The 14,906-nt window shown below is 74.0% G+C and carries 14 protein-coding genes; 9 read left to right on the plus strand and 5 right to left on the minus strand.

What is annotated here, in order from left to right:
• The first annotated feature begins 226 nt into the window (after positions 1-226).
• From BLW78_RS05350 to BLW78_RS05365, 4 genes are all read left to right on the plus strand, one after another.
• Positions 227-859 carry a PadR family transcriptional regulator gene (locus BLW78_RS05350; protein WP_091677330.1) on the plus strand — a complete coding sequence of 211 codons (633 nt, stop codon included), beginning with the start codon at positions 227-229 and terminating at the stop codon, positions 857-859.
• Positions 856-1,848 carry a glycosyltransferase family protein gene (locus tag BLW78_RS05355; RefSeq protein WP_170855095.1) on the plus strand — a complete coding sequence of 331 codons (993 nt, stop codon included), beginning with the start codon at positions 856-858 and terminating at the stop codon, positions 1,846-1,848. Before BLW78_RS05350 ends, BLW78_RS05355 begins: the two co-directional genes overlap by 4 nt.
• Positions 1,845-2,801 carry a glycosyltransferase family 2 protein gene (locus BLW78_RS05360; RefSeq protein WP_091677332.1) on the plus strand — a complete coding sequence of 319 codons (957 nt, stop codon included), beginning with the start codon at positions 1,845-1,847 and terminating at the stop codon, positions 2,799-2,801. Before BLW78_RS05355 ends, BLW78_RS05360 begins: the two co-directional genes overlap by 4 nt.
• 76 nt (positions 2,802-2,877) lie before the next feature.
• Positions 2,878-3,822: a DUF2142 domain-containing protein gene (locus tag BLW78_RS05365; RefSeq protein WP_091677335.1), complete on the plus strand. Its 945-nt coding sequence runs from the start codon at positions 2,878-2,880 to the stop codon at positions 3,820-3,822.
• A 7-nt stretch (positions 3,823-3,829) separates the two neighbouring features.
• On the opposite strand, the gene rutD is transcribed toward BLW78_RS05365, so the two are convergent.
• From rutD to rutA, 4 genes are all read right to left on the minus strand, one after another.
• On the minus strand, positions 3,830-4,612 hold the full coding sequence (gene rutD / locus BLW78_RS05370; protein ID WP_170855103.1) for a pyrimidine utilization protein D: 783 nt from the start codon (positions 4,610-4,612) through the stop codon (positions 3,830-3,832).
• A complete protein-coding gene (rutC, locus tag BLW78_RS05375) occupies positions 4,609-4,995 on the minus strand; it encodes a pyrimidine utilization protein C (protein WP_020093352.1) in 387 nt (128 codons plus the stop codon). The genes rutD and rutC overlap by 4 nt, the downstream gene beginning before the upstream one ends.
• A gap of 113 nt (positions 4,996-5,108) precedes the next feature.
• Positions 5,109-5,894, minus strand: a complete 786-nt coding sequence (gene rutB / locus BLW78_RS05380; RefSeq protein ID WP_280142450.1) for a pyrimidine utilization protein B — start codon at positions 5,892-5,894, stop codon at positions 5,109-5,111.
• A 23-nt stretch (positions 5,895-5,917) separates the two neighbouring features.
• Entirely contained in the window at positions 5,918-7,012 is a 1,095-nt protein-coding gene (gene rutA / locus BLW78_RS05385) for a pyrimidine utilization protein A (protein WP_091677692.1), read from the minus strand.
• Positions 7,013-7,432: 420 nt separating this feature from the next.
• Here rutA and BLW78_RS05390 point away from each other — a divergent pair, with 420 nt between their 5' ends.
• The gene (locus BLW78_RS05390; protein WP_091677343.1) at positions 7,433-7,846 is read left to right on the plus strand and encodes a DUF4864 domain-containing protein; all 414 of its coding nucleotides are present in this window, start codon (positions 7,433-7,435) and stop codon (positions 7,844-7,846) included.
• 80 nt (positions 7,847-7,926) lie between these two features.
• Here the strand turns inward: BLW78_RS05390 and BLW78_RS05395 are convergent, their stop codons facing one another.
• Complete coding sequence (locus BLW78_RS05395) at positions 7,927-8,256, minus strand: hypothetical protein (protein ID WP_091677346.1); 330 nt, start codon at positions 8,254-8,256, stop codon at positions 7,927-7,929.
• A gap of 221 nt (positions 8,257-8,477) precedes the next feature.
• On the opposite strand from BLW78_RS05395, the gene thrC reads away from it, so the two are divergent.
• The 4 genes from thrC to BLW78_RS05415 all read left to right on the plus strand — a co-directional run bounded on the left by thrC (position 8,478) and on the right by BLW78_RS05415 (position 14,872).
• A complete protein-coding gene (thrC, locus tag BLW78_RS05400) occupies positions 8,478-9,890 on the plus strand; it encodes a threonine synthase (RefSeq protein WP_020093347.1) in 1,413 nt (470 codons plus the stop codon).
• Positions 9,891-9,978: 88 nt separating this feature from the next.
• On the plus strand, positions 9,979-11,274 hold the full coding sequence (locus BLW78_RS05405) for a M16 family metallopeptidase (protein WP_091677349.1): 1,296 nt from the start codon (positions 9,979-9,981) through the stop codon (positions 11,272-11,274).
• A gap of 186 nt (positions 11,275-11,460) precedes the next feature.
• Entirely contained in the window at positions 11,461-14,391 is a 2,931-nt protein-coding gene (locus tag BLW78_RS05410; protein ID WP_091677352.1) for an EAL domain-containing protein, read from the plus strand.
• Positions 14,392-14,458: 67 nt separating this feature from the next.
• On the plus strand, positions 14,459-14,872 hold the full coding sequence (locus tag BLW78_RS05415; RefSeq protein ID WP_091677354.1) for a globin family protein: 414 nt from the start codon (positions 14,459-14,461) through the stop codon (positions 14,870-14,872).
• Positions 14,873-14,906: the final 34 nt, after the last annotated feature.

Consider the following 14,906-nt stretch of genomic DNA (forward strand, 5'->3'; position numbering starts at 1 on the left):
GGGTCATGGGCGGCAGCTGGCGGGCAGCGTCGGAGGCGCGAGGCGGCGCGGGAGCGATCGTCCTGTCGGACACAAGTCGCACTAGCGGAACCGGCCGAATCCGTAAACCGCGGGGCGCCGCCGGCGTCCGCGCCGCGGGCCACGCCGCGGACCGGCGGAGGGGCCTTGCTGTCGACCGTATTTCGATATATCTGAAAATTCGTCATATCGAAATCGAGTCGTCTCCATGCATCCCTATGTCTCGGACGGCCTGCACACCGATCCCTTCGACGCCTTCCGCGTCCGCGCCCATCGCGGGCCGATGGGCGGCGACCCCCGCGGACGGCACGGGCCCCACGGCCACCCGGGTCGCGGTCCCGGCGACCGCCGGATGTTCGGCCGCGGCGGCCGCGGCGACCTCGCGCGCTTCTTCGCCCACGGCGACCTGCGCCTCGTCATCCTCCACCTGATCGCCGAGAAGCCGCGCCATGGCTACGAGATCATCAAGGCGATCGAGGAGCGGGTCGGCGGCGCCTACAGCCCGAGCCCCGGGACCGTCTACCCGACGCTGACCCTCCTGGAGGAACTCGGCCACGTCACGGTGACCCCCGGGGAGGGCACCAAGCGGCTGCACGCGATCACGCCCGAGGGGCAGGCCTTCCTGGACGGCAACCGCTCGACCCTCGAGGCGATCCTCGCCCGGATGGCGGAGGCCGAGGCCGCCCGGGGCGACGGTCCCCCGCCCTCGGTCGTGCGCGCCAAGGAGGGGCTGAAGCTCGCCCTGCAGATGCGGCTCGCCCGCGGCCCGCTCAGCGCCGAGCAGGCCGCCGCCATCACGGCGGCCCTGGAGGCGGCGACCGCCGCGGTGGAGCGGGCGTGACGGGCCGTCCCGCGCCCGTCACCGGACCCATCACCGGACCCGTCACCGGGACGCGGCCGGTGCCCGACCCGCGGCTCGGCAGCCTCGTCCTCGGGATCACCCTGTTCCGGCCGCGGCCGGACCAGGTGGCGCGCGTCCGGGCCCTGGCCTCGGCCGGCGACGCCGCGGTGATCGCCTTCGACAATGGCGGCCTCCCGGTCGGGACGGCCGACCAGCTCGCCCGGGCCGGCGTGACCCTGCTGTCGGCGGGCACGAATCTCGGCATCGCCGAGGCGCTCAACCGGATCGCGGCGGCCGCCCGTGCCGCGGGGGGCGGGACCCTCCTCCTCCTCGACCAGGACGCCGAGCCGCCCGCGGATCTCGCCGCCGCGCTGCTGGCGGCGCGGGACCGGCTGCGGGAGGCCGGGATCCCGGCGGCGGTGGTGGGCCCGGTCCCGGCGCCGGCACCGGGCCACAAGGCGCCGGCCTACCCGCCCCGTCCCGGCGCGCCGGCACGCGACGGCCTCGCTCCCGTGCAGTTCCTGGCGACCTCGGGCTCGCTCGTCGACCTCGACGCCTTCGCGCGGGTCGGGCCGTTCCGCGGCGACTTCTTCATCGACGGGGTCGAGCTCGAATGGTGCTTCCGTGCCTGGAGCCTCGGCTACGGCTGCTACCGAGCCGACGCCGTCGCGATCCCGCACCGCGTCGGCGGCGGGACGATCCGGGCCTTCGGGATCACGATGCCGCGCCAGCCCCTGTTCCGCATGGCGACCTACCTGCGCAACGCGATCTACGCGTGGCGGCTGCCGCACGTGCCGCCGCGCTGGAAACTCGCCCAGGCCGCCTATCTGCCGCTCCAGGCCGGGCTGTACTGGGCGGATTCGGGCTTCCGGCCCGCCGTGCTGCTCAGGCTCCTCGCGGCCGCGCGCGACGGCGCCCTCGGGCGCCTCGGGCCGCCCCGGGACCTGCCCCGGGACCTGCCCCGGGACCTGCCCCGGGACCTGCCGTGACCGACCGCCCTGCCCTCGACGTCGTGATCGTCAACTGGAACGGCGGCGGCCTGCTGCGCGCCTGCCTCGCGAGCCTCGCGGCCGCGCGGGACGCCGCGGCCGTGCAGGTCACCGTGGTGGACAACGCCTCGACGGACGGCTCCACCGAGACCCTGCCCGCCCTGCCCCGCCCGCTGCGGCTGATCCAGAACACCGCGAATCTCGGCTTCGGCCGGGCCTGCGACCAGGGCGCCTCCGCCGGCGACGCCCCCGCGATCCTGTTCCTGAACCCGGACACGCAGGTCGCGCCCGACGCGCTCGGCGTGGCCCTGGCCGCCCTGGCGGCCGACCCGCGGACCGGGATCGTCGGCGCGCGGCTCGTCGACCCGGACGGGCGGACCGCGCGCTCCTGCGCCCGGGCGCCCTCGGCGCTGGGCCTCCTCGGCCGCGCCCTGGCGCTGGACCGCCTCGGCCTCGTGCGGCCGCACTTCCTGCTGGAGTGGGACCACGCGGAGGACCGCGCCGTCGACCAGGTGATGGGCGCCTTCCTGATGATCCGCCGCGACCTGTTCCGGAGCCTCGGCGGGTTCGACCCGCGCTTCTTCGTCTACTGGGAGGATGCCGACCTCTGCGAACGGGCCCGGGCGGCGGGCTTCGCGGTGCGGCACGTGGCCGGGGCGGTCGCCCGCCATGTCGGCCAGGGCACGACCCGGCAGGTGCGGGCGCGGCGGCTGTTCTACTTCCTGCGCAGCCAGATCCTCTACGCCGGCAAGCACCACGGCGCCGCGACGGCCCTCGCCCTGGCGGCGGCGAGCTTCGGCGCGCAGGTGCCCCTGCGGCTCGCCCTGGCCCTCGCCCGCCGCTCCCCCCGGGAGGCCGCGGAGGTCCTGCGGGCGGCGGGGCTCCTCGCCGCGGCGCTGCCGGGGCTCGTGCCGGACCTCCTGCGGGCCGCGCGCGCGCGGCCCGCCGCTTGAGCGGGCCGGCGATGCCGCGCGCCCTCCGCGCGCCGTCCGCGCAGGGGCCGGCCGCCCGCGCGACCCGGACGGGGCCGTGAGCCTGCCGATCACCGGCGACGGCCGGTTCTGGGCCCTTGCCTTCCTGGGCCTCGGCTTCCCGGCCTGCCTCGCGCTGGCCTGGATCGGCCTGCCCGGCGAGTCCCCGTCCACCTCCGCTCTCGCCGTGGGCGGCCGGCTCGCCGGCATCGCGGCGTTCCTGGGCCTGGGGCTCGCCGCCCTGGCCCTGGCGACCCGGGGCCGGGCCGCGCTGTTCGCGCTGCTGTGCTTCCCGGCCTCGCTCGCGGCCGCCTCCGGACCGGACGGGCCCGTCCTGGCGCTGGCGGCGCTCGCGGCCGCGCTGCTCAGCCCCCGGCCGATGACGGGCCGGCACGGATCGGCGCGCCGCGCCGGCGCGGCGCTGGCGATCGCCCTGGTGGTGCTGGCGCGGCCGGCCTGCGCGCCCCTCGTGGGGATGCTGCTGGTGCCGTTCCCGCCCCCGGGGCGACGCGTCCGCGCCTGGCGGGAGCGGCTGCCGCTCGCCGCGCTCGCCCTGCTGCCGGCTCTCCTGCCGGCCTTCCTGCCGGCCCTGCTGCCGGCCGCGAGCCCCGGGCTTCCGCCCCCCGGCGCGGCGGGGGGCGGATTGGTGTCCCTGCCCGTCCCGCTGCCCGGGTTCCTCACCGGGGTCTGGGCCGCCGCGCTGCTGGTGCCGCCCGTCGCGCTGCGGCGCGGCCCCCTGCCCCCGCGCGCGGAGCGGCTGTGGCTCTCGGGCTGCGCGCTGCTCGGCCTCTGGCTGGCGGTGCTGCCGCAGGCCCTCGCCCCGGCGGGCGGCCTCGGGGGGATGCAGGCCCGGGACCTGCTGCCGCTGGCGCCGATGCTGATCCTGGCCTTCGCCCGGGGGCGGATCGGCACCGCGGCGGCCCTGCGCTGGCCGGCCCTGCTCCCGGTGCTGGCCGCCGCCCTCGACGCGGTAGTGCTGCCGATGATCGCGCTGCGGGCGTAGCGGGCGCTCAGTCCCGGTCCAGGAACTCCAGGAGCGCCCGGTTGAAGGCCTCGGGCCGGGTGACGCTGTGGGCGTGGCCGCCCTCCGGGGCGAGGGCGAGCCGGGCCTTGGGCAGCGCCGCCGCCAGCCGCTCGGACCGGGTGTAGGGCACCAGCACGTCGTCCCGGGCGGCCATGACCAGGGTCTCGTGGCCGATCGCCCCGAGATGGTCCGCGATGGTGAAGCGCTCCAGGGCGGCGATGCGGGTCAGCACGGTCTCGGCGCCGGGGAAATGCGCCAGGGCCTGCGCCGCGTCGGCTTCGACCCGGTCGGCCTCCGCGGAGAGCCAGGGGGCCGGGTACAGGAAGATCGCCTGGGCCCGCACGTAGGCCTCCGGCCCGCCGCCGGCCAGGATCGCCCGGCGGGCCGCGAAGCAGCGGCGCGTGGCCGGGTCCATCGCGTTCCAGCCGTTGATCACGACGAGGCGCCCGACCCGCCCGGGGGCGTCCAGCGCCATCTGGAGGGCGATCAGGCCGCCGAGCGCGTGGCCGACCACGTCGGCCCGGTCGATCCCGGCCGCGTCCAGCACCCCGAGCGCGTCCCGCGCCATGGCGGGAACGTCGTGGTCCGGCGCGAGCCGGCCGGGCGAGCGCCCGGTGCCGCGGTGGTCGTAGGTGACGACCCGGAACCGCGCGGTCAGGGCCGCCATCTGCGGCGCGAAGTAGCTCGCCGCGCCGCCGAGGCCCGGCGAGAGCAGCACCGGCCGCCCGCCCGCCGGGCCGGCCACCGCGTGGGGGAGCGGGCCCATCAGCGGCCGATATGGGCGATCGCGGCGATCTCCACGCGGGCCTCGGGCTTCACGAGGCCGCACTGGATGCAGTAGCGCGCGGGCTTCTCGCCCGGGAAATACTCGGCGTAGACGGCGTTGATCGCCGCGTAGTCGGCCCAGTCCGCCAGGAAGACGTGGTTGAAGGTGACGTCGTCCATCGTGCCGCCCGCGGCCTCGACCACGCCCCGGATGGTCTCCAGCACGTGGCGGGTCTGGGCCGCCGCGTCGCCGGCATGGACCACGTTGGCCTCCGCATCGAGCGGCAGCGTGCCCGAGACGTACAGGATCCCGTCGGCCAGGGTGCCCGGCACGTAGGGGGCCAGCGGCTTGCCGGTCCCCGGCGGTATCACGACCTGCTTGGGCATTCCCTGCGCCTCCCGCGCGCGACCTGTCGGCCGGGCCGGGCAGGCCGCGCGGGAGGCCGCGTCGCGGCGGTCTTCGCGCACCCTGCCGGTCACCGGCCGGGCGCGCGATGCACTTATCCGGCCAGATCGCCGCCGGATGTACCGCCATATGTATCGATCCCGGCGTGTGAGGACGCCCCGAGGGCGGCCTCGAAGGCGGCGACGTCCGAGACCCAGCCGAAGAAGGTCTCGATGTTGGCGAGCGCCGCGTGCTGCAGGCTCTCCGGCCCCGCCTGGTGCGTGGCGTCGGCCAGCACGATCCCGAAATACTCCCGGTGGAACCCGTCCCGCAGCGTCGACTCGACGCAGACGTTGGTGGCGATGCCGGTGAAGACCAGCGTGGTCACGCCCCGGGCCCGCAGGGTGCTGTCGAGGGGCGTGTTGTAGAAGCCGCTGTAGCGCGGCTTGCCCATCACGATGTCGCCGGGCTCCGGCCTCAGGGCGTCCACCAGCGCGTAGTCCCAGGATCCCTTGGCGAGCAGCTGCGCGTTCGCTTCAGGATTCCGCCGCATCGTCTTGAGGGCGTTGGATTTGTGCCAGTTCGGCGAGCCCGGGCCACCGGCCTCGACATAGGCCGGGTCCCAGCCGTTCTGGAACCACAGGACCGGGATGCCGGCGGATCGCGCCGCCGCCACCGCCCGGGCGATCCGGGCGATCACCGGGCCGGTGCCCGAGACGTCGAAGCCGGCCCGGTCGAGGTAGCCGCCCGGGCTCGCGTAGGCGTTCTGGACGTCCACCACGATGAGGACCGTGGTCGCGGGATCGAGGGCGATCGGCTCCGGGCGGGCCGGCAGGACGACGCCGCCGTGCCGGCCCTGGGCGTCGCGGAATCCGGCGGGGCGATCCATCTGGCAATCCATCGGGCGGTCCATCGGGCGGTCCATCAGGCGACCTCGGGCAGTGCCGCCGCCGTCACGTGCCGGCGCGACCGCATCAGGGGCTGGATCCGGGTCCCGAAATCGTCGAGGCCCTTGAGGAAATCGTCGAAGACGAGCAGCACGCCCTCGACGCCGTCGATGGTCATGACGGCGTCGAGCATCGCGGCCACGCTGGCGTAGCTGCCCACCAGGGTGCCCATGTTGAGGTTCACCGCCGAGGTCGGGTCGGCGAGCTGGCGCACGTTGGTGTCGCTGCCGGACTTGGTGTCGGCCGCGCCCTGGACGCCGAGCCACGCGATCGCCTCGGCATCCGCGCCCGCCTTGTAGTGCGCCCAGGTCGCCATGGCGGCGTCGTCGGTCTCGTCGGCGATGATCATGAACAGCGCGAAGGCGGTCACCCGCCGCCCGGTCCGCGCGCCGGCCTCGGCGAGCGTCTCCACCACGGGCGCGAAGGCGGTCGGCGTGTTGAGCCCCTTGCCCAGACAGAAATTGTAGTCGGCGTACTGCGCCGTGAAGGCCAGTCCGGCGCCGCTCTGGCCGGCGCAGATGATCTTCACCGGCGCCTGCGGCCGGGGGCTCAGCCGGCAATCGTTCATCTGGAAATACGTGCCCTTGCGGTCGCTGGCGCCCGTCTCCCACAGGTCGCGCAGGATCTGGGCGTACTCGGCCAGGTAGTCGTAGCGTTTGGCAAAGTAGTCGTCGCCCGGCCACAGGCCCATCTGGTCGTATTCCGGCTTCTGCCAGCCGGTGACGAGGTTCAGGCCGAAGCGCCCGTCGGAGATCGAATCGATGGTCGCGGCCATGCGCGCCACGATGGCGGGCGGCAGGCACAGGGTCGCCGCGGTGGCGAACAGCCGGATCCGGGTGGTGACGGCGGCGAGCCCCGCCATCAGGGTGAAGGATTCGAGGTTGTGGTCCCAGAACTCGGTCTTGCCGCCGAAGCCGCGGAGCTTGATCATCGACAGGGCGAAGTCGAGCCCGTAGCCCTCCGCCTTCAGGGTGATCGCCTTGTTGAGCGCGAAGCTCGGGCGGTACTGCGGGGCGTTCTCCGACAGCAGCCAGCCGTTGTTGCCGATGGGGATGAACACCCCGACACTCATGGCCTGTGCCGGACGGGCATCGGCGCTGTCGTCCGCGTGGCTCTGCATCGTCGTCCCGCGCTCCGCCCGGTCGGTCCCCCGCCGGAACCGAGTCGGCAAGCGGAGGCTCGCAAAACCGCCGCGGAGGGTCAAACCCGCGGCGCCCGTCGGGCGCGAAAATGCCTATCTTTCCAGCGACTTGCACAACCAGGGCGCGATGCCTGCCCAACCCATGCGCGCTTCCCGTCCGGCCGCGCCTTCCCGCCGGCCCGCGCTTCCGCGCGGCGCGATGATCGGTCACGATGCGGTGACGGTGCGGCGATCACTGTCGGCAGGGTCACAAACATTGTCGTGGGCGTGGCGAAGACCATCTTCCCGTGACGATGACGGATCTCGGTCCGACCCTGCCGGACCTTGCCTGACCTTGCCGGAGTGACAGCGATGCGCGCGTGGCCCGCCCTGCTCCTCGTCCTCGGTCTCGCGGGGCCGGTGGCGGCCGACGAGGCGGGGCGCGCGGCGGCCCGGGCGGTCATCGCCAAGCAGGAGCAGGCGCTCGGCCGCGACGACGCGCAGACCGCCTACGAGCAGGCCGCGCCCGGGATCCGGGAGCTGTTCCCGAATGCCGACCTGTTCATCGGCATGGTCCGGAACCAGTACCGTCCGGTCTACCGCCACCGCAGCTTCGTGTTCGGCGAGGCGCGGGACACGGACCCGGCGGGCGTGGTCCAGTCTGTGGCGATCCAGGACGAGTACGGCGTCGACTGGACGGCCGAGTACAGCCTCGCCCGCGACGCGGACGGGCAGTGGCGCATCACCGGCTGCCGCCTCATCAAGGCGCCCGGCACGCGCGCCTGAGGACGCGCGCAGGAGAGCGCGCAGGAGAGCGCGCCCCCGAGGGGCGCCCGCCGCCGGCACGGCGGGCGCGGAGGCCGAGCTCAGGGCCGGAACGTCCCGAGCTTCTCGAGCATCTGCAGGGTGACGTCGGCGCAGGCCTTGGTCGTGTCGTCGTCGGCGCACTTCACGTCGACCCGCACGTCGCCGCGCTCCAGCACGATGTGGGCAGCCCGCGACGGCGGAGGCGGAGGCGGAGGCGGCGGGGGGCCGTCCGGGCCGGGACCGCGGCGCGGGTCGCCGGGGGGCGGGGGTGGCGCGCCGGCCTCGGGGCCGGGCCTCGGGCCGCCGGGCGGCGGCGGCGGGGCCTGCGCGAAGGCGACGGTGCCGGACAGCAGTGCCGCGACGCCCGCGAGGGCGATGATTCGGGTCATGTCGGCTCTCTCCGAGACGGGATCCGCCCCGGCGGCTCAGGGGCCGCGGGGCGGTCCGGCTCTAGGACGCGGCCGGGCAACCGGCCCTGAACCGGCCCGTTCAGCCCCGGTTAAACCGCCGGCCCCGCCCCGTGCGCGCCCGGCAGCCAGGGCGGCGGCGCTCGGCTTTCGACAGGTCCGCCGGCATCGTGTAGAGGGGGCGCCTTCCCTCGGAGGACCCCGTGCTCCACGTCTCGACTCGCGGCGCGGCCGCGCCGCTCTCGTTCTCGGACGCGCTCCTGGCGGGCCTCGCCCGCGACGGCGGGCTCTACGTGCCGCAGACCTGGCCGCAGATCGGCCGTTCGGAGATCGCCGCCCTGGCGGGCCGGCCCTACGCGGAGGCCGCCAAAAGGGTGCTGCGCCCGCTGATCGACGGCGACGTCGCCGGGCCGGACCTCGACCGGATGATCGACGCGGCCTACGCGACGTTCCGCCACCCGGCGGTCTGCCCGCTGACCCAGCTCGACGACAACCTGTTCCTGCTGGAACTCTTCCACGGGCCGACGCTCGCCTTCAAGGACGTGGCGATGCAGCTGCTCGGGCGGCTGATGGACCACGTCCTGGCCGAGCGTGGCGCCCGCGCCACCATCGTGGGCGCGACCTCGGGCGACACGGGCTCCGCCGCCGTGGAGGCCTTCGGCGGCCTCGACCGGGTCGACGTGTTCATCCTCTACCCGCACGGGCGGGTCTCGGAGGTGCAGCGGCGGCAGATGACCTCGGTGCCGGCGCAGAACGTCCACGCGCTGGCCGTCGACGGCACGTTCGACGATTGCCAGAACCTCGTCAAAGCCCTGTTCCAGCACGCCGATTTCGCCGACGCGGTGCGGCTGTCCGGCGTCAACTCGATCAACTGGGCCCGGGTCGCGGCGCAGGCGGTCTACTACTTCACCAGCGCTGTGGCGCTGGGCTCCCCCCACCGCCCGGTCTCCTTCGCGGTGCCGACCGGCAATTTCGGCGACGTGCTCGCCGGCTGGGTCGCCAAGCAGATGGGCCTGCCGGTCGAGCGGCTGATGATCGGCACCAACGCCAACGACATCCTGGTGCGGACCCTGGAGCACGGCGCCTACGAGCTGCGCGGCGTGGTCCCCACCACCTCGCCCTCCATGGACATCCAGATCTCGTCGAACTTCGAGCGGCTGCTGTTTGAGGCGCTGGGGCGCGACGCCGCGTCCCTGTCGCGGCTGATGGCCGGTCTGAAGCAGTCCGGCGGGTTCTCGCTGAACCCCGAGGTGCTGGCGACGGTGCGGGCGGAGTTCGACGCCGTGGCGGTGCCGGAGCCCGACGTCATGGCGGAGATCGCCCTGACCCAGGCCGCCACCGGCGTGGTGCTCGATCCCCACAGCGCCATCGGCGTCCGGGCCGGGCGGCGGCTCCTGGAGCGGGACCCGGCGACCCCGGTCGTCGCCCTCGCCACCGCGCATCCGGCAAAGTTCCCGGACGCGGTCGCCCGGGCGACCGGCGGCCTGCGCCCCGCCCTGCCCCCGCACCTCGCCGATCTGATGGACCGGCCCGAGCGCCTGACCCGGGTCGCCAACGACCAGGCCGCCCTGGAGGCGCTCATCCGCGAGCGCGCCCGCATCACGAGGGGTGCGTGAGCCCGGCGCGCGTCACGCGACGCGCCCCCTCTCCCGTGCGGGAGCGGGGACCCGCGCCGCATCCGGCCCCCTCCGCGACGAGGCGTCGATGAACCAGCATTTCTCCACCCACGCCGCCTCGCCGTCCCTGCGCACCACGCGGCTCGACAACGGCGTGACGGTGGTGACCGAGCCGATGCCCGGGGTCGCCACCGCGAGCCTTGGCGTCTGGGTCGGCGCCGGCTCGCGCAACGAGCGCGCCGACGAGGCGGGCCTGTCCCACCTCATCGAGCACATGGCCTTCAAGGGCACCCGCACCCGGTCGGCGCAGAAGATCGCGGAAGAGATCGAGAATGTCGGCGGCGAGATCAACGCCGCCACCTCCACGGAGGGCACCAGCTACACCGCCCGGGTGCTCGGCGAGGATGCCGGCCTCGCCCTCGACGTAATCGGCGACATCCTCACCGACTCGGTGTTCGACGCGGGCGAGCTCGCCCGGGAGAAAGGCGTCATCCTGCAGGAATACGCCGCCGTCGAGGACACGCCGGACGACGTGGTCTACGACGCCTTCACGGAGGCGGCCTTCCCGGACCAGCCGGTCGGCCGGCCGATCCTCGGGCGGCCCGAGACGATCCGGAGCTTCGACGAGGCCGGGATCCGCGCCTATCTCGACCGGGAATACACGCCCGACCGCATCGTCGTGGCGGGCGCCGGGGCCGTGACCCACGAGGCGATCGTGGCGGCGGCCGAGCGCCATTTCGGCGCCCTCCCCGCCAAGTCCGCCCCCACGGCGGTGCCGGGCGTTTACGGCGGCGGCGAGCGGCGGATGCCGCGCAAGCTCGAGCAGGCCAACGTGGTGATCGGCCTGCCGGGCCTCTCCTTCCGGGACGACCGCTACTACGCACTCCACATGTTCGCGCAGGTGCTGGGCGGCGGCCTGACCTCGCGGCTCTGGCAGGAGGTGCGCGAGACCCGCGGCCTCGCCTACGAGATCCAGGCCTTCCACTGGCCCTTCTCCGATTGCGGCCTGTTCGGAATCGGCGCCGGCACCGCCGGGGCGGACCTGCCCGAGCTCGTCGACGTGACCCTGGCGGCCACCGCCCGGGCGGCCCGCGACCTCGACGCCACCGAGATCGCCCGCGCCAAGGCGCAGCTGAAGGTCTCGCTGCTCTCGGCCCTGGAGACGCCGGGCGGGCGCATCGAGCGCAACGCCCGCCAGATCCTGGCCTGGGGCCGGGTGATTCCCGCCGGGGAGGTGATCGACAAGGTCGACGCCGTCACGGTCGAGGACGTCCGCGCCGCGGCGGCCGCGATGCTGCAGGGCACGCCGACGCTGGCGGCGATCGGCCCGATCCGCAAGCTGCCCGCCCTCGACAGGATCGCGGGCGCGCTCCGGGGGGCGTAGGGTAGTTTCGGTCGGTCGCCGCGCCACCGTCTTTGCGAGCGGAGCCCCCCCGCAACGGCCGGCCCCCGCCCCGCCCAACTTGATTTGGCCGCAAAGGGGCGCGATCCGCGGGCGGTGGACCGGCCCCGGGGCGACCTTGCCCCAGGTCAGGTCCGCGCCTATCGATCGAGGCCGCCCGGGCGGCCGATGCCGAAGCTCGCACGGCCGGAAGTCAAGACACCCTTGCGCATCCTCGCCCTCCTCCTGACCCTGGTCGGCGGTCTCGTCGGTGCCCTCGCGCTCACGCTCGCCGCGAGCGCGCCCGCCCAGGCCGTGGAGGCGGTCCGCGTCACCCTCGACGCGCCGGTGATCGACCTGACCACCGCGATCGAGCGCTACCGCTCCGACGGCGACCTGATCCAGATCTCCACGGCGCCCGGCAAGGACGGCATCGTTCGGCGCATCGTCGTGAAGGCGCGCGACGCCGGCGCCCGGCCCGACTGGATCGTGTTCGCGCTCACCAACGACACCGACGAGCAGATCGACCGCATCCTGGTCGCCCCGCATTTCCGGCTGGTCGATTCCGGGGTGATCTGGCCCGATCTCGGCGGCTCGCGCATCGCCGCCATCACGGCGAGCCAGGGCATCCGGCCCGAGCGGGACGAGAACCCGGAGGCCGACCAGTTCACCATCACGCTCGATCCCGGCGCCACCGTCACCTACGTGGCCGAGCTGCGCGGCTCCAACGTCCCCCAGCTGCGCCTCTGGGACCAGGACGCCTACCGCCGCAAGACCGCCGGCCTGACCCTCTACAAGGGCATCATCATCGGGATCAGTGGCCTGCTGGCCCTGTTCCTGACCATCGTGTTCGTGGTCAAGGGCGCGATCATCTTCCCGGCCGCCGCCGCGCTCGCGTGGTCGGTGCTGGCCTATGCCTGCATCGATTTCGGCTTCCTGCAGCGGGTGTTCCCGGTCACCGAGCTCGCCGAGCGGGTCTATCGGGCCTCCGCGGAGGCGGTGCTCGGGGCGACGCTGCTGGTCTTCCTGTTCGCCTATCTCAACCTCGCCCGCTGGCACGTGCGCTACAGCCACGTGGCGTTCTTCTGGCTCGCCTTCCTGGCAGGCCTCGTCGGGCTCGCGGTGTTCGACCCGCCGGTGGCGGCGGGCGTGGCGCGGATCTCGATCGCCGCGGTGGCCGGGATCGGCCTGCTGCTGATCGTCTACCTCGCCGCCCATAACGGCTACGACCGGGCGATCCTGCTGGTGCCGACCTGGCTCCTGCTCGTCGTCTGGGTGACGGCGGCGGGCTTCGCGGTTACCGGCCAGATCGGCAGCGACCTCGTGCAGCCGGCCCTGATCGGCGGCCTCGTGCTGATCGTGATGCTGATCGGCTTCACGGTGCTCCAGCACGCCTTCGCGGGCGGCGGCCTCAGCCACAGCTTGGTCTCCGACACGGAGCGGCGGGCGCTGGCGCTGACCGGCGCCGGCGACGTGGTGTTCGACTGGGACGTGCCCGCCGACCGGGTCTTCGTCGGCCCGGAGATCGAGGGCCAGCTCGGCCTCGCCCGCGGCACCCTGGAGGGGCCGGCCACCAACTGGCTGGGCGCGCTCCACCCCTTCGACGTGGAGCGCTACTCGGCGGCCCTCGACACGGTGATCGAGGAGCGGCGCGGCCGCATCGTCCACGATTTCCGACTGCGCTCGGAGGCCGGCACGTTCTTCTGGTACCGGCTGAAGGCGCGGCCGGTGATCGGCGCCGACGGCGAGGTGATCCGGGTGGTCGGCACCATCGCGGACGTCACCGAGATCAAGACCGCCGAGGAGCGCCTGCTCCACGACGCCGTGCACGACAGCCTGACCGGCCTGCCGAACCGCGAATTGTTCGGCGACCGCCTCGACGCGGCGCTGGCCTTCGCCGGCCAGGACCAGCGCCTCAAGCCCACCGTGATCGTCCTCGACGTCGACCGGTTCAAGGGCATCAACGACGCGATCGGCCTGTCGGCGGGCGACTCGATCCTGCTGACCCTGTCGCGCCGCCTCGGCCGCCTGCTGCGCCCGCAGGACACGCTGGCCCGGGTCGCCGGCGACGAGTTCGCGGTGATCCTCCTCTCCGAGCGCGACCCGGACCGGATCCTGGCCTTCGCCGAGATGATCCGCCGGGCGATCGCCACGCCGATCACCTACGCGGACCGCGAGATCTTCCTGACCGTCTCGATCGGCCTCGCCCTCTACGAGGCCGGCGCCAACCTGAAGCGCGACGAGGTGTTCAAGAGCGCCGAGATCGCCATGATCCAGGCCAAGCGCAACGGCGGCGACCGGATCGAGGTGTTCCGCGCCCACATGCGCACCGACCGCTCGGACCGGCTGATGCTGGAGAGCGACCTGCGCAAGGCGATCGAGCGCAACGAGCTGCGGGTGCTGTTCCTGCCGGTGGTGCGGCTCGAGGACCGCACCGTGGCGGGGTTCGAGACCGTGCTGCGCTGGGACCACCCGAAGCTCGGGCGCATCCCCGCCTCGACCTTCCTGCCGCTCGCCGAGGAGAGCGGCTACGTGGTCAATCTCGGCATCTTCGCCCTGGAGCGCACGGCTCTCGAACTCGCGGCGTGGCAGCGCTCCCTGGAGGTCGAGCCGCCGATCTTCGCGGCCTGCAACCTGTCCTCGCGCCAGCTCCTGCGCCACGACCTCCTGCACGACGTGAAGACCGTTCTGGCCCGCTCCGGGGCCCTGCCCGGCTCGCTCAAGCTGGAATTCAGCGAGAGCCTCGTGATGGAGAACCCGGAATACGCCGCCCAGATGCTGGCGCGGATCCACGACCTCGGCGCCGGCCTGTGCCTGTCGGATTTCGGCACCGGCTACTCGGCCCTCTCCTATCTCCAGCGCTTCCCGTTCGACACGATCAAGGTCGACGCGACCTTCGTGCGCCAGATCGGCACCGGGCAGACCGCGATCCTGCGCTCCATCGTGCGCATGGCGAGCGAGCTGAACCTCGCCATTGTGGCGGAGGGCTGCGAGTCCGAGGCCGACGCCCAGGCGCTCGCCGGTCTCGGCTGCGAGTACGCCCTCGGCCCGGCCTTCGGCGAGCCGATGACCATGCTGCAGGCCCGCCAGATCGTCGGGGCCGCCCCGGAAGCGGCCTGAGATTCGGTCCCGACGGGCCAGTCCGGTATCCTGCCGACCAACGATCCACGCGGCGGCAGGTGACGCAATGACTCCGGACCAGATCAGGCTCGTGCAGGACAGCTTCGCGAAGGTGCGGCCGATCGCCGGGACGGCGGCCGACCTGTTCTACGGCCGCCTGTTCGCGGTCGCCCCGCAGGTGCGCCCCCTCTTCCCCGCGGACATGACGGAGCAGAAGCAGAAGCTGATGGCCATGCTCGGGCTGGCGGTGGCCAACCTGAACCATCCGGAGACCGTGGTGCCCGCGCTCCAGGATCTCGGGCGCAAGCACGTGGCCTACGGCACGCAGGACGCCCACTACGCGCCTGTGGGGGCGGCCCTGCTGTGGACCCTGGAGCAGGGCCTCGGCGCGGACTTCACCCCGGAGGTCCGGGAGGCCTGGACCCAGACCTACGCGCTGGTTGCCCAAGTGATGAAGGCGGCGGCCGCGGACGCCGCGTGAGCGGCGCGCGAGCGCGCGTGCGGATGGCCTGAGG

It is taken from the genome of Methylobacterium sp. 275MFSha3.1 (assembly GCF_900108435.1).
Lineage (GTDB): Bacteria > Pseudomonadota > Alphaproteobacteria > Rhizobiales > Beijerinckiaceae > Methylobacterium.